This window comes from Lacisediminihabitans sp. FW035 (assembly GCF_054880895.1).
Genome location: NZ_CM142187.1, coordinates 2,529,879 through 2,546,997, shown reverse-complemented (window position 1 = coordinate 2,546,997; position 17,119 = coordinate 2,529,879). Strand labels below are relative to the sequence as shown.

The 17,119-nt window shown below is 69.2% G+C and carries 15 protein-coding genes; 2 read left to right on the top strand and 13 right to left on the bottom strand.

The features are described from left to right. Window position 1: 1 nt before the first annotated feature. Complete coding sequence (locus ACVXZ4_RS12145) at window positions 2-1,234, top strand: glycosyltransferase (protein WP_461795099.1); 1,233 nt, start codon at window positions 2-4, stop codon at window positions 1,232-1,234. Window positions 1,235-1,255: 21 nt separating this feature from the next. On the opposite strand, the gene ACVXZ4_RS12140 is transcribed toward ACVXZ4_RS12145, so the two are convergent. The 10 genes from ACVXZ4_RS12140 to ACVXZ4_RS12095 form a co-directional block, all read right to left on the bottom strand. After that, complete coding sequence (locus tag ACVXZ4_RS12140) at window positions 1,256-2,659, bottom strand: dihydrolipoyl dehydrogenase family protein (RefSeq protein WP_461795098.1); 1,404 nt, start codon at window positions 2,657-2,659, stop codon at window positions 1,256-1,258. A 31-nt stretch (window positions 2,660-2,690) separates the two neighbouring features. Beyond that, window positions 2,691-3,185: a peroxiredoxin gene (locus ACVXZ4_RS12135; RefSeq protein WP_461795097.1), complete on the bottom strand. Its 495-nt coding sequence runs from the start codon at window positions 3,183-3,185 to the stop codon at window positions 2,691-2,693. Then, window positions 3,182-3,985, bottom strand: a complete 804-nt coding sequence (locus tag ACVXZ4_RS12130) for a crotonase/enoyl-CoA hydratase family protein (protein WP_461795096.1) — start codon at window positions 3,983-3,985, stop codon at window positions 3,182-3,184. The genes ACVXZ4_RS12135 and ACVXZ4_RS12130 overlap by 4 nt, the downstream gene beginning before the upstream one ends. A 180-nt stretch (window positions 3,986-4,165) precedes the next feature. After that, window positions 4,166-4,927 (bottom strand): arginase family protein, encoded by a 762-nt coding sequence (locus ACVXZ4_RS12125; RefSeq protein WP_461795095.1) that lies wholly within the window; start codon window positions 4,925-4,927, stop codon window positions 4,166-4,168. A 104-nt stretch (window positions 4,928-5,031) separates the two neighbouring features. Further along, entirely contained in the window at window positions 5,032-5,673 is a 642-nt protein-coding gene (locus ACVXZ4_RS12120) for an NADPH-dependent F420 reductase (RefSeq protein ID WP_461795094.1), read from the bottom strand. Window positions 5,674-5,812: 139 nt separating this feature from the next. Continuing rightward, the gene (locus tag ACVXZ4_RS12115; protein ID WP_461795093.1) at window positions 5,813-6,550 is read right to left on the bottom strand and encodes a PspA/IM30 family protein; all 738 of its coding nucleotides are present in this window, start codon (window positions 6,548-6,550) and stop codon (window positions 5,813-5,815) included. Between the two features lie 74 nt (window positions 6,551-6,624). Then, the gene (locus tag ACVXZ4_RS12110; RefSeq protein WP_461795092.1) at window positions 6,625-8,679 is read right to left on the bottom strand and encodes a TPM domain-containing protein; all 2,055 of its coding nucleotides are present in this window, start codon (window positions 8,677-8,679) and stop codon (window positions 6,625-6,627) included. A 107-nt stretch (window positions 8,680-8,786) separates the two neighbouring features. Beyond that, entirely contained in the window at window positions 8,787-9,563 is a 777-nt protein-coding gene (locus ACVXZ4_RS12105) for a hypothetical protein (protein WP_461795091.1), read from the bottom strand. Further along, the gene (locus ACVXZ4_RS12100) at window positions 9,547-10,128 is read right to left on the bottom strand and encodes a SigE family RNA polymerase sigma factor (RefSeq protein ID WP_461795090.1); all 582 of its coding nucleotides are present in this window, start codon (window positions 10,126-10,128) and stop codon (window positions 9,547-9,549) included. Before ACVXZ4_RS12100 ends, ACVXZ4_RS12105 begins: the two co-directional genes overlap by 17 nt. Window positions 10,129-10,230: 102 nt before the next feature. After that, complete coding sequence (locus ACVXZ4_RS12095; RefSeq protein WP_461795089.1) at window positions 10,231-12,090, bottom strand: phosphoenolpyruvate carboxykinase (GTP); 1,860 nt, start codon at window positions 12,088-12,090, stop codon at window positions 10,231-10,233. Window positions 12,091-12,250: 160 nt separating this feature from the next. Between ACVXZ4_RS12095 and ACVXZ4_RS12090 the strand changes: the two genes are divergently transcribed. Continuing rightward, window positions 12,251-13,681 (top strand): helix-turn-helix domain-containing protein, encoded by a 1,431-nt coding sequence (locus tag ACVXZ4_RS12090; protein ID WP_461795088.1) that lies wholly within the window; start codon window positions 12,251-12,253, stop codon window positions 13,679-13,681. Here ACVXZ4_RS12090 and ACVXZ4_RS12085 read toward each other — a convergent pair. From ACVXZ4_RS12085 to ACVXZ4_RS12075, 3 genes are read right to left on the bottom strand one after another with little or no spacing between them, the layout of a single operon-like run. Then, window positions 13,648-14,799, bottom strand: coding sequence for a glycerate kinase (locus ACVXZ4_RS12085; protein ID WP_461795087.1), 1,152 nt, complete (start codon window positions 14,797-14,799; stop codon window positions 13,648-13,650). The two genes, ACVXZ4_RS12090 and ACVXZ4_RS12085, sit on opposite strands and share 34 nt — an antisense overlap. A 40-nt stretch (window positions 14,800-14,839) precedes the next feature. Beyond that, entirely contained in the window at window positions 14,840-15,862 is a 1,023-nt protein-coding gene (locus ACVXZ4_RS12080) for an N-acetylglucosamine kinase (RefSeq protein WP_461795086.1), read from the bottom strand. Further along, window positions 15,859-17,118, bottom strand: coding sequence for a 6-phospho-beta-glucosidase (locus tag ACVXZ4_RS12075; protein WP_461795085.1), 1,260 nt, complete (start codon window positions 17,116-17,118; stop codon window positions 15,859-15,861). Before ACVXZ4_RS12075 ends, ACVXZ4_RS12080 begins: the two co-directional genes overlap by 4 nt. Window position 17,119: the final 1 nt, after the last annotated feature.

Genomic DNA, 17,119 nt, shown 5'->3' with positions numbered 1-17,119 from the left:
TATGACGGGCACACCGAACCGGGTCGCGCTCGTGTCGATGCATACGTCTCCCGCAGCGCTCGCCGGCAGTGGGGACTCCGGCGGCATGAACGTCTCGCTCCTGGCCACTGCCACCGAGCTGGCGCTGAGGGGCGTCGAGGTGGACCTCATCACCCGGGCGACCGGGGATGCCGCGGTCACTGCGCTCGCCGAGGGAGTGGAACTCCACGAGCTCGCGGCCGGCCCGCGCGGAATCCTCCCCAAGGAGCACCTCGGGGAGGTAGCCGATGAGTTCGGCGAAGCCGTCGCGCAGCTCACCGGGCGCCAGGCGGCGCGCTACGACGTCATCCACGCCCATTACTGGCTGAGCGGACTCGCCACCCTTCCGGTCGCCCTGGAACTCGGACTGCCGTTCGTGCAGAGCTTCCACACCCTCGCCGCGATGAAGAACGCTGCCCTTGCCCCGGGGCAGGAGCCGGAGCCCGAGAGACGGCTGCGCACCGAGATGTATCTCGCCAACCAGGCGAGCGCGGTCGTCGCCGGTTCGTCCGCCGAAGTGACGAGCCTCATCGACGACGTGCGGGCGCCTGCCGATCGGGTCTGGGTCATCCCCCCGGGAGTGGATGTAAACCTCTTCACCCCGGCGCGCGCGGGTGCCGCGGATGCCCGCGTCCGAAGCGAGCTCGGGATCGCTCTCGGGCGCCCGATCATCGCGATCGTCGGACGCGTGCAGCCCCTCAAGGACCAGGAGCTCGCGATCCGGGTGCTCGCCGAACTCCATGGGCTGCGGGGGGCGGCGCCGGTACTTGTCGTGGCGGGGGAGGCGACTCCGGGAGAGGACGGCTACGCGTCCTCGCTCCACTCGATCGCCGCCGAACTCGGGGTGCTCGCTGAGGTACGCTTCGCCGGTGCGCTCTCGCGGGAGCGACTCGCCGACCTTCTCGCCATCGCCACGGTGACCCTCGTGCCGTCGCACTCGGAGACCTTCGGCCTTGTGGCACTCGAGTCGGCCGCCAGCGGCACTCCGGTGATCGCTTTCCGCGGCGGAGGGCTGGTGGAGTCGGTCTCGGCCGGGGTATCGGGCCTCCTGGTCGACTCCCGGGATCCCCGGGCGTGGGCGCAGGCCACCGTGTCGCTGCTCGACGACGGCGCCGGGCTGCAACGGTTGTCCGGATTCGCCCGGCACTACGCCGAGGGGTTCACCTGGGCGGCGACGGCGACCGCGCTCATCGGGGTCTACGCGAGCCTCGGCTGAGCGCGCACGACCGGTGCCCGCTCAGGGGCGACCGTAGGTCTCGAGGAGCCGCAACCAGATCTCGTTCAAAGTGGGGTAGGCGGGCACCGCGTGCCACAGGCGATCGAGCGGGACCTCGCCGACGATAGCGGTCGTGGCGGCGTGCAGCAGCTCCGAGACATCCTGCCCCACGAAGGTGACGCCGAGGATGACCTTGCGCTTCTCGTCGACCACCATTCGCGCCTGACCCTCGTAGTCATCGGCCTGCACCGACGCGCCGGCGACCCAGCCGAGGTTGTAGTCGACGACGCGGATGTCGTACCCGGCCTTCTCGGCCGCCGCGGCCGTGAGACCCACCGAGGCGACCTCGGGGTCGCTGAAGGTCACCTGCGGCACCATCTCGTGGTCGGCCGTCGCCGCGTGTTTTCCGAATCGATTGTCGTGCACCCCGGTGCCGAGGGCGCGCGCTGCGATCACGTCGCCGGCTGCCCGCGCCTGGTATTTGCCCTGGTGGGTGAGCAGAGCGCGGTGGTTCACGTCCCCGCAGGCGTAGAGCCAGTCGAAGCCCTTGACCAGCATCGTGTCGTCGACGTCGAGCCAGTCGCCCGGGGTGAGGCCGATGGTCTCGAAACCGATGTCCCCGGTGCGGGGAACCCGCCCGATGGCGACCAGCACCTCGTCGGCCACGACGCTGGAGCCGTCGTCCAGCTGGAGGGTCACTCCGGTGTCGTCACGGCTGACCGAGGTGGTTTCCACGCCGCGAAGCACCGTCACCCCGAATTTCTCGAGCGACGCCGTCACGAGCTCACCCGCGAACGGCTCCTGGGTGCCGAGAAGCCCGGTCCGGGCGATGATCGTGACCTGGGTGCCGAAACTCTGGTACGCGGTTGCCATCTCGACGCCGACGACGCCGCCGCCGATGATCGCCAGCCGTTTCGGCGCCACTTCCGCACTCGTCGCGTCCCGGCTGGTCCAGGGCGAGACACCCGCGAGCCCGGGGATGTCGGGCAGCAGGGGATCCGATCCCACACTCACCGCGACCGCGTGCCGCGCCGTGTAGACGGTGCCATCGACGGTGACCTGCTTCTCGCCCGTGAGACGGGCGTGGCCGCGGACGAGGGCGATGCCTGCCCCCTCGACCCATTTCACCTGGCCGGCGTCGTCCCAGTTGCTCGTGAGCCCGTCGCGGCGGGCGAAGGTGGCGGCGACGTCCAGCTCCCCGGTCAGGGCCTCGCGTGCCCCGCCGACCGCCTTTGCGGCCCGCAGCACGATGCCGCTGCGCAGCAGTGCCTTCGAGGGCATGCACGCCCAGTACGAGCACTCGCCGCCTACCAGTTCGCTCTCGATGAGCAGTGCGGTGAGCCCGTCCTGTACCGCACGGTCGGCGATGTTCTCGCCGACGGCGCCTGCGCCGAGCACGATGAGGTCGTAGGTGGTGGCGATCATGTTGTGCACTCCAAGCGATCGGGTGGTTTTGTCAGGCGGATCCGAGCCAGGCGGCCACTTCGGCCGCATGGTTCTGGGGATCGTCTACCGGGAAGAAGACCTTCTCGATGGTCGACCCGTTCGCGATGATCGTCAAGCGCCTGTAGAAAGTCTGCCCGTCGGCCTCGAAGGTCGGCAGATCGAGCGCTTCGGCGAGCAGAAGCCCGGGATCGGCCAGCATCGCGAAGGGGAGGCGGAGCCGCTCGACGGCCTCGGACTGGTAGTCGGAATCCTGGCTGGACACCCCGAACACCCTGGTGGCTCCCGCCGCGCGGAGCTCCGCGAAGCGATCGCGGAACGAGCAGGCCTCCGGCGTGCAGCCGCGCGCGCCAGGGATCACATCCCAGCCGGCCGGAGAATCGACGCCGGGTCGACCGGTACGCGGGTACAGGTAGAGGACGGTCCGCCCGCTGAGCGCCGCGAGATCGACGTTCGACCCGAAGGTGGCGCGCAGGGTCACGGAGGGGAGGCGGGTGAGCTCCCTCACCGGCCGACGAATTCCGCCGTCGTGCGTGTGACGAACGCCGTCATGCCGATGGCGGCATCCTCGCTCTGCACCAGCCGCACGAGTTCGGGCTGGAGTGCGGCTGCGGCCGCTGCATCCCCCTCGCGGATCGCCAGTCGCGCGTTGGCGAGGGCAGCCTGTACGGCGAGCGGAGCCTGGGCGGCGATGCGGTGCGCAAGCTCCCGACCGCGGTCGTACTGGGTGCCGTCCGGCACGACCTCCTGGACGAGGCCGATACGGTGCGCCTCCGCCGCGTCGAATAGGTCGCCGGTGAGGATCCAGCGCATCGCGTTTCCCCAGCCGACCGCGCGAGGGAAGCGGAAGGTGGCGCCTCCGAACGGCAGGATGCCCCGGGCGACCTCGATCTGCCCGAAACGCGTCGATGCGGCAGCGACCGCGATGTCGCTCGCGAGCATGAGCTCGATGCCGAGGGTGAGGCAGGTGCCCTGCACCGCCATCACGACCGGCTTGCTGAGCTGGGGCCCGGTGACCTGCCAGGGGTCTAGGCCCCCGTCGGGCACGGCGTCTAGGCCGTCCGCTCCGATCCTCGGGGCGACGTCGGCGAGGTCGAGGCCTCCGGTGAAGTGGTCGCCGTGCGCGAAGACGAATCCGGCTCGAAGCTCCGGATCCCGCTCGAGCTCCCCGTAGGCGAGAGCAAGCTCCTGGAGCAACGCGAAGTCTGCGGCGTTGCGCTTGTCCGGCCGGTTGAAGCCGATGAGCAGCACGTGTCCGTCGCGTTCGACCGTGATTCGGGGGGATGTCTCGGCAGTGGTGTCGGTCAACGCTGGCCTTTCGAGTGCCTGGGCGGCTGCAATCGAGCCGTGCGTCAATGCTAGGCGCTGGTGATGCCGGCGATCCCAGCCTGCTGCTCCCTTCCCCCTTCCGTTTTTGCGATCAGCTCCCGGTCTGCACACGGTGGTGGTCGCAAAAACGAGGGGTGGATGCCGCGGGTGGGGCCCGGGTCAGCCGGCGAGCGCCCCGATGATGCGCAGGATGGTGCCGAGATCGTCGGCCGCGCCATCCGGGGAGGCAGGGGCGAACTCGGTGACCGCGGCTCCGGCGAGGGGCAACGCGGCCTTGGCCGCGGCGATCACTGCAAGGAGGGACGCGAGAGTCACGCCGAACGGCTCGGGATAGCCGGTCGAGCCGAACTCGGCGGGGTCGAGCACGTCGAGGTCCACGTGCACGTACACCGAGGTGGCGCCGCTCGTGGCAAGGGCGGCGGTCAGCGAATCGGGAGTGAGCTCATCCGGTGCGAGCGTGCGGATGCCAGCAGTCTCGATATACGCGAGCTCGGCGTCGTCGAGAGCCCGCGTGCCCGCGAGGATGACGCGCCCGGCGGGAAGGGCGTTCGCCACAAGGGACGGTGGACCGTCGCCGAGGAGGGTGCGAAGCACCATCCCGTGGAAGGCGCGCGATGGCGATTCCTCCGGTGTGTTCAGGTCGGCGTGGGCATCGATCCAGACGAGGGCCATGTCATCGTTGTGCGCGGCCGCGTGCTGCACGGAGGCGAGGTCCGCCCCGCAGTCCCCACCGATGGTTATCGTGAGGCCGGGGATGGACTCGAGCGCCGCGGACTGAGCCTCGCGCACCTGGCGGAGCGCGCTCAGCCGCAGCACGTCACTGCCCTCGTCCGTGCCGGCCTCCGACGGCACCTCCACCGAGCGGGTGGCCGAGACGGGCAGGTCGCCCCGGATCGCCTCAGCCCCCTCTGCGAGCCTCATCGCCCGGGACGAGCCCGAGCCTTGCCATTGGGGGACAACGAGAAAAGTGGCGGCCACCTGTCAAGTATGGCCGCCACCGCGGGGTTGTGTGCCGGTCAGGCGGCTCAGACGACTCGCGTGCCCTCCGCGAGCTTCGCTGTGATCTCGGCGACATCGCCCTTTGCGCCGTAAGCGGCCCGGTCGCGATCGACGCGCCAGCTCTCGGAGAGCGGCCCGACGTTCACGGTGTCGAAGCCGAATTCGTCATAGAGCTTTGTCACGAAGGCCGCGGCGTCCTCGAAGTCCGATGCGGTCACGAGCGCCCGACGCCCGGGATCCCCGGCGGGTAGGGAGTCCTCGGTGATGAGCGGGGCCTGGATGGCGTTGAACGCCTTCGCGACGCGCGAGGTGGGCAGGTGCTTCTGCAGCATCCCGGACACGGTGTCCGTGCCCTCGTCGAGTTCGGCGATGTGACCGTCGCGCTCGAAATAGTAGTTGTTGGTGTCGATCACGATCTTGCCGGCGAGAGGCTCGACCGGTACGTCGCGGAAGGCCTTGAACGGCACGGTCACGACGGCGACGTCCGCTGCCTCGGCAGCCTGCACCGCGGTGCCGGCCGTCGCCTTGGGGCCGAGCTCCGCGACGAGGTCCGCGAGGGTCTCCGGTCCGCGTGAGTTGCTGATCACGACGTCGTATCCGGTCTCGACCGCCTTGCGCGCGATCTGGCTGCCGATGTTTCCTGCTCCGATGATTCCGATAGTTGTCATGCGACAAGTAACGGTGATCGTACGGAAATTGTTCCCGATGGATCCGCTCCGGGCGATTGTTCTCTCGCGTAAGGTCTGTGCCCGCGCGACGAGGACCACAGCTGAAGAAAGGGAACAATCCGCCCGAAACGGAGACGACCTACTGCTCGATAGCCGACGGGGTGGGGGTACCGGCCTTCAGCGCGGCGAGACGCGCATCGAGCTCGACGGAATCGTCCGAGGCATCCAGCTGCTCGAACTGCGCATCGAGACTCGAGGCGGCGAGTTCCTGGCGCCCGAGGACGGTCGCCTCCTGGCGGCGGATCTTGTCTTCGAACCGGCTGATCTCACTCGTGGGATCGGTGAGGTCGATCGATTTGACCGCATCCTGCACCTGCGTCTGGGCCTCGACGGTCTTCGAGCGGGCGATGAGCTCGTCGCGCTTCGACGACAGCTGGCTGAGCTTGGTGCGCATAGCGTCGAGACCGCGCTTCAGCTGGTCGACCACTGCAGTCTGCGAGGCGATGGTCGGCTCGGCATCCTTGGCCTCCTTCTCGGAGGCCATCTGGCGACCGAGAGCCACCTTCGCGAGGTTGTCGAACTTGTCGGCATCCGCCGCGTTGCCTGCGGCGCGCAGTTCGTCGCCCTTCTTGCTCGCCGCCAGTGCCTTGCGGCCCCAGTCGGCGGCATTGTCGATGTCTTCGGCGTGGTCCTGCTCGAGCAGGCGGAGGTTGCCGATGGTCTGCGCCACCGCACTCTCGGCTTCGGAGATGCTGCTCGTGTAATCCCGCACCATCTGGTCCAGCATCATCTTCGGGTCTTCGGCCGAGTCGAGGAGCGCGTTGATATTCGCCTTCGCCATCTGCGCGATGCGACCGAGAATTGACTGTTTTGCCATTGTGTTTCCCTTCGTTGTGTCACTGTGAAATACGGATGTCGCGAAAAACTGCCTGCCTCGTTGTGGCGGAACCACTAGAAACGCCCTCCGCTGGAGCGTCCGCCACCGCCACCGCCGCCGAACGAGCCGCCGGAATTGCGGGAACTTCCACCGAACCCGCCGCCGCCGAACCCGCCCCCACCGAAACCGCCGCCGCCGAACATTCCGCCGCCGTTTCCGCGTCCGCCGCCGCTCAGCATGCCGCCGATGAGGCCCCCGAGGATGGCGCCGCCGAGTCCGCTGCCGAAGCTGCCGCCCTGGCCACCGCCGGATCCTCCCATGCCGGCCGAATCGACGTCGTTCTGGGCGAGGGAGAGGGCCTGGGCGGCGAGGGATTGCGCGGCGGTCGCCTCTGCCAGCGCCGTGACGGGGTCGGTGGGCGCGAGTCCGACGGCGGTTTCGAGGTGACGGATGGCTTCGGACACCCGGGTGCGGGCGGTGCTTCCGACCCCGCCGCGGCGGGTGGTGATGAAGTCGTTCGCCGCCGAGATCTGGCTGGATGCCGCGCTCATCGCGGTCGACAGCTGCGCCGTTGCCGACCGCAGCTTCTGCTGCTCATCGCGCACGGTGTCGAGCACGCGGTCGAGCGCGGCATTCGCCGTGCTGAGCGAGGCGAGGCTCGCCAGCGGATCGGCCGGGCCGCCGCCCGTCGTCGCCGCAGTCAGCGCGGCCTGCGCCGCAGCGGCTTCGGTGGCGAGAGCGCCAGATGTGGCGGTGGGGAGCGCGCGGGCAGTCGCGAGGTCCTGCTTGGTATCGGCGACGGCTGCGGCGAGTTTGCTCCGCGCATCCGCGAGCCCCGCGGCCAGGGTGTCGATCGAGTCGAGCAGCTGGGTGGTCTGGCCGATGCTGGCCTGAGCCGCACGCACGTTGATCGCCGCGACACCGGGATCGCCGCTCGCGATCGCGGCCCGGGCGGTCGAGCCGGCCGTGCCGACGAACTCCAGCAGGGTGTCGACCTGATCGGGGTTGCCGGCGATCGCGGAGAGCGCCGCCGGGGAGTACGTCGCCGTCAGGCTCTCGAGGGTGGCGCGCGCGGACGCGAGTCTCGACTTCACTGCTTCGGCATCCGTCACAACGGACGCGAGGGCCTGCGGCGCGTTCTGTTCCAGCTTTCGCAGGTCGTCGAAGGCGTCCGCCTGGGCATCGAGTTCCGTATCGGCGGCCTCGCAGAGCTCGATGATGCGCGTGGTCATCGCGCGCTTCTCCGCTGGAGTCTCCGGCACCGAATCGTCCAGCTTCTGGCGCAGCGTGAAGGCCTCGGCCACCTGCGACTTCGCTGTGGAGAGGGTCGCGCTGAAGGGGGTCGTGACCTCCGACCCGAACTGCGCGACGGCGAATCCGAGCTCTTGTTCGCTGGTCTTCAGCGAGTCGTCGAGCTGCACGAGAAGGCTGCCGGCTCTCTGGTCGAGCTGCTCTTGGGTCGGACCAGAGGGGGTCGGACGGGAGGGCGAGGCCGTGCCGCCGATGCCGCGCCGGCGTCGTGAGCGTACGAAGAACACGATCCCGAGCACGATGAGAGCAAGCAGGACTAGCACGACTACGACCGGTAGCGAAGAGCCACCGCCGGATGCCGCGGGGGTGCCGGGCACGGGCGTCTCCGCCCCGCCCCCGGTGTTGCCGCTGCTGACACCGGCGTAGCCGTCAGCCGCGGCGACGGCCGCCCCGACCCAGTCGCTCTTCTTCAGCGCCGGGACGATGTCATCGGTCTCCACCGGGTCTGTGATGGACGCATCGGGTGCGGACGCGCCGTAGTAGATCGAATAGTTGCGATCCACCGTCGCTACCGCGAGGAGGATGTCGTTGTCGCCGAGCCCGTTCTTCTTCGCGACGCTCGAGGCCCACGCGGTCTTGTCGGAGACTCCGGTGAAACTGTCGACGTAGACCACGAATAGCTGGAGCTTGGTTGCGGAATAGAGGGCATCCGTCGCCGCCGTGATCTCCGATGCCCGTGAGCCGACGGCATTCACGGTATCGACGACGTAGGCGCCGCCGAGATCGACCGGGGATTGGGCTTGGGCGGTCGCCGGTACCGCGACCACCGCAAGAAGGGCAAGCGCCAGCGCGGCGACGAGCCGAGACAATCGAGCCATGACGGTGACGCGAATGACAAGCTCCTTCGACCGGGGGGCTCACCCCGGGAGGACCAAGGGCAGGCGCCTGCGATTCTACTGAATCACCCTCAGCGAGTGGAGGGTGGCTACCGCAAGTTCACCTCGGAGACGGGCCCCGCCACGAGGTCTGTGCTGAGAAACGAGCCATCCGAGTTTTCGCGGCTGAGGTCGATGGCGGCCGAGACCTGGTAGTCACCGGCGGCGACATGGGGCAGGTCATCCCGGAAACTGTCGGCAGTGTCGTCTTCGATCGCGCAGGTCACCGGCTGGAATGAGGCCTGGTAGGTCAGCGAAGCCCCGGGTGCAAGGTCCACGAGCGCGGCCATCGCGATCATCGCCCCATTGCTGTGCCAGAGCACGGTGCCGTCCTTCGAGAGGGTGATGGCGGGCGTGGCCGCCGTGGTTCCCACGATGTGCTCGGAGCCCGTGTTCGTGAGGGTCACCGTGCCCGAGACCCGCTCGGCCGAGGCATCCGCGGTGGGAAAGCTCGTGCTGAGCACTAGCCCGTCCGGGTTCGGGGCGACATCGGCGAGAGTGCCTCCACACAGGTTGATCTTCTCCGCAGGCGCGCGTTTCTGCCCACCGTCGGTGGCCAGGCCGCCGCTCGATGACGTGTCGCCTTTGGTCTCCGGCGCCGCAGCGGTGGAAGCTGCCCCGGTGGTGAACGAGGGGCCGAGGCCGCGGATGCCGGTGAACCCGGCGACACCGATGCCAGCCACGGCGAGCGTCGTGGCACCGCCGACCGCCACCTGCTGAGCGACGCGGCGCCGGGAGCTCCGTCGCAGCACCCGGGAGAGGTCGACCGTGCCGAGCGCGGGGCCGGCCTCGCCGAACATGCGCTTGAGGTCAGATTCTGTGGACATGGATCGCTCCCTGTGGGTCGGTGGTCGGTGAGTTCGGCGATGACGGTTCTTCGGTGAGAGCGACGGCCATCTTGGCGAGACCGTCGCTGAGGTAGCGTTTGACGGCTCCGGAGGAGATCCCGAGCCACTCCGCGATGTCGTCGACCTTGAGGTCCTCGTAGTAGCGCAGCACGATGCAGGCACGCTCTCGCGGCGTGAGTTTCGCAAGCTCCGCCGTGAGGTCGAGTCGACTGTCGGTGGCTGGCGCGCTGGATTCCTGGGCGTCCGGCACGGCCGTCAGATGCGCGATGCGACGCCAGCGCGAGGTGTGACGGCCACCATCGAGCCAGGTGTTGAGGATGGCACGGCGCACGTAGGCCTCCGCGCTGACGACGGTGAACCCGTTGCGCAGTCGGCCGAAGGTCTTGACCAGCGCGTCCTGCACGAGGTCGGCGGCGTCGTCCGCATCGCCGCTGATCAGCCACGCGTAGCGCGTGAGCGCATCGCCGCGCTCTGCGACGAGCGTCGCGACGACTGATTGCCAGCCGCCATAGGCGGTCTGGTCTTGTGGTGCGGCTGCGGCCATCCGGTTCCCCTCGCGCGTCTGGAATGAACGCGTCTTCGTGTAGAAGAGTGTCTACCTTCTGAGACGCACGAGGGGGCCGAAACGTTGGGTCGAGCCTGCAGATCAGTTTTCGATGGACAACTTGAGGCGACGGCGGATGTCGGTGAGCTGGGTCGTGAGGCTAGGCGGCAGCCGATCGCCGAAGGTCGCGAAGAACTGCTCGGTCGCGTCGAGCTCGGCGAACCAGGCCTCCGGATCGACCTCGAAGAGCTGGCTGAGGTCGCTGCGGGTCACGTCGAGCCCGTCGAGATTGAGGCCGCCGTCGACCGGCTTCCAGCCGAGCGGGGTGTCGAGCGCCGGGGCCCGGCCGTCGACGCGCTCGAGGATCCACTCGAGCACCCGGGAGTTCTCGGCGAAGCCGGGCCAGAGGAACGAGCCGTCAGCCCCCTTACGGAACCAGTTGACCGAGAAGATCTTCGGCGCCTTCGCTCCGAGCTTCTGGCCGATCTCGAGCCAGTGCGACCAGTGGTCCGCCATGTTGTAGCCGCAGAACGGCATCATGGCGAAGGGATCGCGGCGCAACTCACCGACGGTGCCCTCGGCCGCTGCGGTGCGCTCAGATGAGACGGTGGCTCCGACGAACACGCCGTGCTCCCAGGTGCGGGCCTCGGTCACCAGCGGCACATTCTTGGCGCGCCGACCTCCGAAGATGATCGCGTCGATGACGACTCCCTCCGGGTCGTCCCAGTCGTCGGCGATCGCGGGGCACTGGGCTGCTGCGACCGTGAAGCGGGAGTTGGGATGGGCGGCGGGGGACCCGGATGCCGGGCTCCAGGCATTGCCCTGCCAGTCGAGCAGGTTCGCGGGGGCCTTGTCGCTCAACCCTTCCCACCACACATCGCCGTCGTCGCGTAACGCGACGTTGGTGAAGATGGTGTTGCCCCAGAGGGTGTCGATGGCGGTCGCGTTGGTGGAGGGACCGGTGCCTGGAGCCACGCCGAAGAATCCGGCTTCGGGGTTGATCGCCCGGAGGCGACCGTCGGCACCGGGACGCAGCCACGCGATGTCGTCTCCGATCGTCTCGACCTTCCAGCCGGGGATCGACGGCCGCAGCATCGCGAGGTTGGTCTTGCCGCACGCGGAAGGGAAGGCGGCGACCACGTGGAAGGCTTTGCCGCGCGGGTTCGTCACCTTGAGGATGAGCATGTGCTCCGCCAGCCAGCCTTCGTCGCGGGCCTGCACCGACGCGATGCGCAGCGCGAAGGACTTCTTGGCGAGGAGCGCGTTGCCCCCGTAGGCCGATCCGAACGACCAGATCTCGCGGGTCTCGGGGAAGTGGGAGATGTATTTCGTCTTGTTGCACGGCCACGGCACGTCCTTCGCCCCGTCGACGAGGGGCGCACCGACGCTGTGCACGGCGGGCACCCACTCGGTGTCCGGGCCGATGAGGGCCAGGGCATCCGCTCCCATGCGCGTCATGATGCGGGTGCTGACCACGACGTAGGGGGAGTCGGTGACCTGCACGCCGAGTTTGGCAAGCGGGCTGCCGAGCGGGCCCATGGAGAAGGGCACGACGTACAGGGTGCGACCACGCATGCTGCCGGCGAACAGGCCCGAGAGCGTCGCGCGCATCTCGGCGGGTTCGCGCCAGTTGTTGGTGGGGCCGGCGGCATCCTCTGATTCGGAGCAGATGAAGGTGCGGGCCTCGACGCGGGCGACATCGCTCGGATCGCTGCGAGCAAGGAAACTGTTGGGGCGGTGCTCGGCGTTGAGGCGCACCAGCGTGCCGGAGTCGACCATCAGGTGGGTGAGGCGGTCGTTCTCGGCGAGGGACCCATCGCACCACTCGACGGCGTCCGGGGTAGTGAGCGCGGCGATCGAGGCCACCCACTCGACGACGCGGGAGTCGGCGTTCAGCGGGGCCGCGCCCGCAGTGACAGGTGCGGGAGAACTGGTGGTCGGTCGGGCTGAGGTGATGGTCATGTCTCGTCCGTTTCATCTGGATCAGGCGGGAGGCTGAGGAAGGGGTGTCGAGCCGCGCGGGCCGCAAATTCCGGCCTTGAATAAAGATTGCGCGCCTTTCTGCGTCATTTCCCAACATCCAGCTGGTAAGAATGGACAATCTTTCACTAGTGTCAATTGCATGACCGATCTCGCGACGCTGGGCCAGCGCATCCGCCACTTCCGCAACGAGGCCGGGCTCACTCTCGACCAGCTCGGTGAGCGCGTCGGCATCGCCGGCAGCCAACTCTCACTGATGGAGAACGGGCGACGGGAGCCGCGCCTGTCGTTGCTGCAGGGAATCGCGGGCACCGTCGGCATCGCGGTGTCGGAACTGCTCGACGATGCTCCGCCGACGCCGCGGGCAGCCCTGGAGATCGAACTGGACCGGATGCAGAAGGCGGCGGTGTACCAGGGACTCGGCCTGCCGGCCATCCGTCCGTCCCGCACGATGCCGGAGGAGACTCTCGAATCGCTCGTCGGCCTGCACCGGGAACTTGCGCGTCGGGCACGAGAGGCGATCGCGACGCCCGAGGAAGCCCGGCGCGCCAACACCGAACTGCGCCAGTACATGCGCACCAAAGACAACTACATGCCGGAGATCGAGGACCTGGCCGAAGAAGCGGTGCGCGGCGTGGGGTACGTCGGCGGCGCACTCACCCACCGGGCGGTGAACCTGATGGCGAAGAAGCTCGGCTTCGAACTCATCTTCGTCAATGACCTTCCCCATTCGACACGGTCGGTGACCGATCTCGAGAACGGGCGCATCTACCTGCCGCCCGCGTCCATCCCGGGCGGCCACGGCCTCCGCTCGATGGCACTACAGGCGCTCGCGCACCGGCTGCTCGAGCACCATGAGCCGGAGAGTTACGCGGAATTCCTGCGACAGAGGCTGGAGATCAACTATTTCGCGGCGGCCTGCCTCATGCCGCTCACGCAGTCCGTGGAGTTCCTCAACCGGGCGAAGTCGGAGCGCAATCTCGCTGTCGAGGACTTCCGCGACGCCTTCGGAGTCACCCACGAAGCGGCGGCGCTCCGCTTCACCAACCTCGCGACCTCGCACCTCGGGATGCCCGTGCACTTCCTCCGGGTCGGCGAGGACGGTGCTCTCTACAAGGGCTACGAGAACGACGGGTTGCAACTGCCGACGGATGTCACCGGCTCGACCGAAGGCCAGCTGGTGTGTCGGCACTGGAGTGCACGCACCGCGTTCTGGCGGCCGAACCGCACGAACGAGTTCTACCAGTACACCGACACCCCCACCGGGACCTACTGGTGTTCGACCCAGACCGGCACCTCGAGCAACGAGGAGTTCTCGATCACCTTCGGGGTCCCCTTCGCCGATGCCAAGTGGTTCCGCGGGCGTGACACGACCAACCGGGTCGCCTCCCGCTGCCCGGATGCGAACTGCTGCCGGCGGCCGACCACCGAGCTGTCGAAGCGCTGGGCTCACAAGGCGTGGCCGAGCGCGAAGCTGCACGCCCACATCCTTGCTCCGCTGCCCTCGGGAACCTTCCCCGGTGTGGACGACACCGAGCTCTACGCCTTCCTCGAGGCGCACTCGGGGGAGTAGGCACGACCGGAGGAGACCGCGGTCGCGGCCGCGGCACCGGCGGCTCGCAGCCAGCGCACCGGATCGGCCATGGCAGCCTCGGCCGAGCCTGCGAGATCGGCGAGCCCGGAGGCCCACAGCGGCGCGCCGTCCGAGCCGAGCGGCGGCACGGCAAGCTGCCCCGCGATCACGGCGACCGGTACCCCGTGCCCGCCCGCGAGCGCGATGAGTGTGCCGACGAGCTTCCCGGTGCCGGATGTCGCGTCGAAGCGTCCCTCGCCGGTGATGAGCAGATCGGCGGTGGCAATGGCGTCCGGCACCCCGGTGAGGGCGCACAGGTAGTCGGCTCCCGGTTCGATTCGCGCGCCCCAGGCCGCCGCGAATCCACAGGCCGCACCGCCGGCCGCGCCGGTGCCGGGCAGGGAGGGGTCGGCACCGAGCAGTCCAGAGAAATGGGCGAGGCCGGCGTCGAGCAGTGCGACCTCCGCGGGCGACGCTCCCTTCTGCGGGCCGAACACCGCGGCGGCGCCGGCGGGTCCGAGCAGGGGGGCCGAGACATCCGTCAGCAGAGTGACACCGCCAGGCGGCGGGGCGAGGAGCCCGGAGCGGTCGAGCGACCCGAGGGCAGCGAGGGATCCTCCGCCCGTGGTGAGAGAACCTTCCGCGCGCAGGCCGAGGGCGGCGAGGGCGCCGGCCGCGCCATCCGTCGAGGCCGAGCCGCCAAGCCCGATGACGAGACGGGAGGCGCCGGAGGCGAGGGCGAGACGGATCACCTCTCCGAGCCCGACCGTCGACGCGCCGAGGGGATCGAGACGGCCCATCAGCGGTATCCCCGCCATCTGGGCGAGTTCGACCACGGCCGTGCCATCAGGCAGCGCGAGCCAGCTTCCGGGGGTCGGCCGCCCGTCGGGACCGGTGACAGGACCGGCGTCGCGCCGAACCGCGCCGGGCACGGAGGCCTCGACGGCGTCGAGGGTGCCCTCGCCACCATCGGCCTGCGGGATGAGCGTGAGTGAATCGCCGTGGCGCACCGAGGCCCAGCCCTCAGCGATCGCCCGCGCCACCTCGAGGGCGCCGAGGGAGCCCTTGAACGAGTCGGGGGCGATGACGATTGTGGAGGGAGGGATGCTCGAAGTCACGCCCCGATGCTAATCGGTGCGCTCCCGCGTCGCTCTCGCGTCACTCGGCGAGCTGGCCGTCCAGCGTCGCGAAGGCCGCCGACAGGGCGGATCGCGCCGACTCCGTGACGGTCGGGTCCGCCCCGGCCGCCTCGAGCGTGAGTAGGGCCGCGCCGACGATAGGGCGATCACGCACGAGGGTGATGCCGGCTCGCGGGCTGCGTCGTCCGAGCTTCTCTTCGATGGAGGCGAGGAACCTCGGGCTGGCGGCGGCGAGCACACCGCCGCCGAGCACCACGGGAAGCGCGGTATCACTGAGGTGCAGCCGGTCGATGGCGGCTCCGGCGAGCGCGACGATCTCCTCGGCCTGCCGATCTATCAGCTCCGTAGCGACGGAGTCTCCTGATTCCGCGGCGGCGAACACCACCGGGGACAGGGTCGCAAGCGCCGAGAAACCGAGGCGTCCGAAGTGCAGCGCCTCGGTGACCGCGGCGACGTGGGGGAGTGAGAAATGGGCGGGAACGAGTTCGGTGAAGGCCGTGGGACGGCCGCGGCCGTCCACGGCGCGCGCGGCGTGCCAGAGCGCCTGCTCGCCGAGCTGGTAGCCGCCTCCCCAGTCGCCGGAGATCGCGCCGAGGGCGGCAAAACGAGCGGTGTCGCCGTCGTGCCGCACCCCGACGCAGTTGATTCCGGTGCCGCAGACGACGGCGACCGCGTCGGGCGCCACGGTGCCGGTTCGAAGCAGCGCGAACATGTCGTTGTCGACGAGGGATGCCCCGGCCGAGGCCCACGGACGGTGCGCGACAGCCTCGCGGAAGGTCTCGATCTCGATCTCGAGGTCGAGGCCGGAGAGGAATACGCCGCTCGCGAGAAGGGGAAGGGCGGCGCTCCCGACGAGCTCCGTCACCAGAGAGTCGACCACCTCGACCGCACGCTCGATGCCCTGGGTCTGGGGGTTGGTCGCGGGCCCACGACGATGGGCGAGGAGGCGCCCGTCGAGGCTCACGGCCACGGCATCCGTCTTCGATCCTCCGCCGTCCACGGCCACGATCATGCCCGTGGGAGCCGAGCCGCTCGCGCTCATCGGGCCCACGCGAGATGCGGACTGTTCTCGGCGATGAGCAGGTCGGTCAGTTTCTCGGCACGGTCGAACTGGCGCACGAGCGGATGGGCGACCATCGCCCGGAGCACGCGGTCGCGGCCGCCGTACAGGGCGGCATCGAGGGCGAGCCGTTCGTAGCCCGCGACGTCCGCGATGAGGCCGGCGAGGTCATCCGGAAGCGGGGCGATCGGGAGGGCCGTGAGCCCTGCGACGCCAATCGTCGCCGGCACTTCGATCACGTGGTCGTCGGGCAGGAAGGGCAGCGCTCCGTCGTTGCGGATGTTCACCACCTGCACGTCGCGCCGGTCCGAGACCAGGGACGCGATGAGGTCTACCGCGGCCTCGGAGTAGTACGCCCCACCCCGTTTCTCGAGGATTGCCGGCTTGGTGTCCACGTGCGGGTCGGCGTAGAGCCGAAGCAGCTCGGCTTCGACCTCCATCACGGCCTGGGCGCGGGTGGGCGAGCCGAGCTGTTCGCGCAGCACCTGGTCGTGGCTGTAGAAGTACCGCAGGTAGTACGAGGGCACCGATCCGAGAAGCGAGAGCAGCTCCGGCGCCAGTTCGACCTCTTCCGCGAGGTCACCGAGGCGGGAGGCGAGCAGCTCCGGCAGGGCATCGCGCCCGTCGACGGTGACCCCGCGCTCCCACGTGAGGTGGTTGAGACCGACGTGGTCGAGCTGCACATCCCGGAAGTCCACGTCGAGCATCGCGGCGAACCGGCGCTGGAATCCGATGGCCACGTTGCAGAGCCCGACGGCCCGATGCCCGGCGCCGACGAGGGCGCGGGTGACGATGCCGACCGGATTGGTGAAGTCGATGATCCAGGCATCCGGCTTCGCGTGAGCGCGAACCTGCTCCGCGATCTCGAGCACGACGGGCACCGTGCGCAGTGCCTTGGCGAACCCTCCCGGCCCGGTGGTCTCCTGGCCGATGACCCCGGCCTCGTGCGGCCAGGTCTCGTCCCCGTGACGGGCGGCCTGGCCGCCGATTCGCAGTTGCAGCAGCACGACATCGGCATCCTGCACCCCGGCGACGACATCCGAGGTCGCGTGGATGATGCCCGGATGCCCCGCGCGGGCGAACATGCGCCGCGATACCCCGGAGACGAGTTCCAGTCGGTGGGCGTCCGGATCCACCAACCACAGTTCCTCGATCGGCAGCACCTCCCGGAGGCGCGCGAATCCGTCGATGAGTTCGGGCGTGTAGGTGGAGCCGCCGCCGATGACAGTGAGTTTCATA

Bases quoted from the DNA above. Each gene is read 5' to 3' on its own strand.
- ACVXZ4_RS12145 (WP_461795099.1), top strand. From the start codon at position 2: ATGACGGGCACACCGAACCGGGTCGCGCTCGTGTCGATGCATACGTCT.
- ACVXZ4_RS12140 (WP_461795098.1), bottom strand. From the start codon at position 2,659: ATGATCGCCACCACCTACGACCTCATCGTGCTCGGCGCAGGCGCCGTC.
- ACVXZ4_RS12125 (WP_461795095.1), bottom strand. From the start codon at position 4,927: ATGAGGCTCGCAGAGGGGGCTGAGGCGATCCGGGGCGACCTGCCCGTC.
- ACVXZ4_RS12120 (WP_461795094.1), bottom strand. From the start codon at position 5,673: ATGACAACTATCGGAATCATCGGAGCAGGAAACATCGGCAGCCAGATC.
- ACVXZ4_RS12115 (WP_461795093.1), bottom strand. From the start codon at position 6,550: ATGGCAAAACAGTCAATTCTCGGTCGCATCGCGCAGATGGCGAAGGCG.
- ACVXZ4_RS12110 (WP_461795092.1), bottom strand. From the start codon at position 8,679: ATGGCTCGATTGTCTCGGCTCGTCGCCGCGCTGGCGCTTGCCCTTCTT.
- ACVXZ4_RS12105 (WP_461795091.1), bottom strand. From the start codon at position 9,563: ATGTCCACAGAATCTGACCTCAAGCGCATGTTCGGCGAGGCCGGCCCC.
- ACVXZ4_RS12100 (WP_461795090.1), bottom strand. From the start codon at position 10,128: ATGGCCGCAGCCGCACCACAAGACCAGACCGCCTATGGCGGCTGGCAA.
- ACVXZ4_RS12095 (WP_461795089.1), bottom strand. From the start codon at position 12,090: ATGACCATCACCTCAGCCCGACCGACCACCAGTTCTCCCGCACCTGTC.
- ACVXZ4_RS12090 (WP_461795088.1), top strand. From the start codon at position 12,251: ATGACCGATCTCGCGACGCTGGGCCAGCGCATCCGCCACTTCCGCAAC.
- ACVXZ4_RS12080 (WP_461795086.1), bottom strand. From the start codon at position 15,862: ATGAGCGCGAGCGGCTCGGCTCCCACGGGCATGATCGTGGCCGTGGAC.
- ACVXZ4_RS12075 (WP_461795085.1), bottom strand. From the start codon at position 17,118: ATGAAACTCACTGTCATCGGCGGCGGCTCCACCTACACGCCCGAACTC.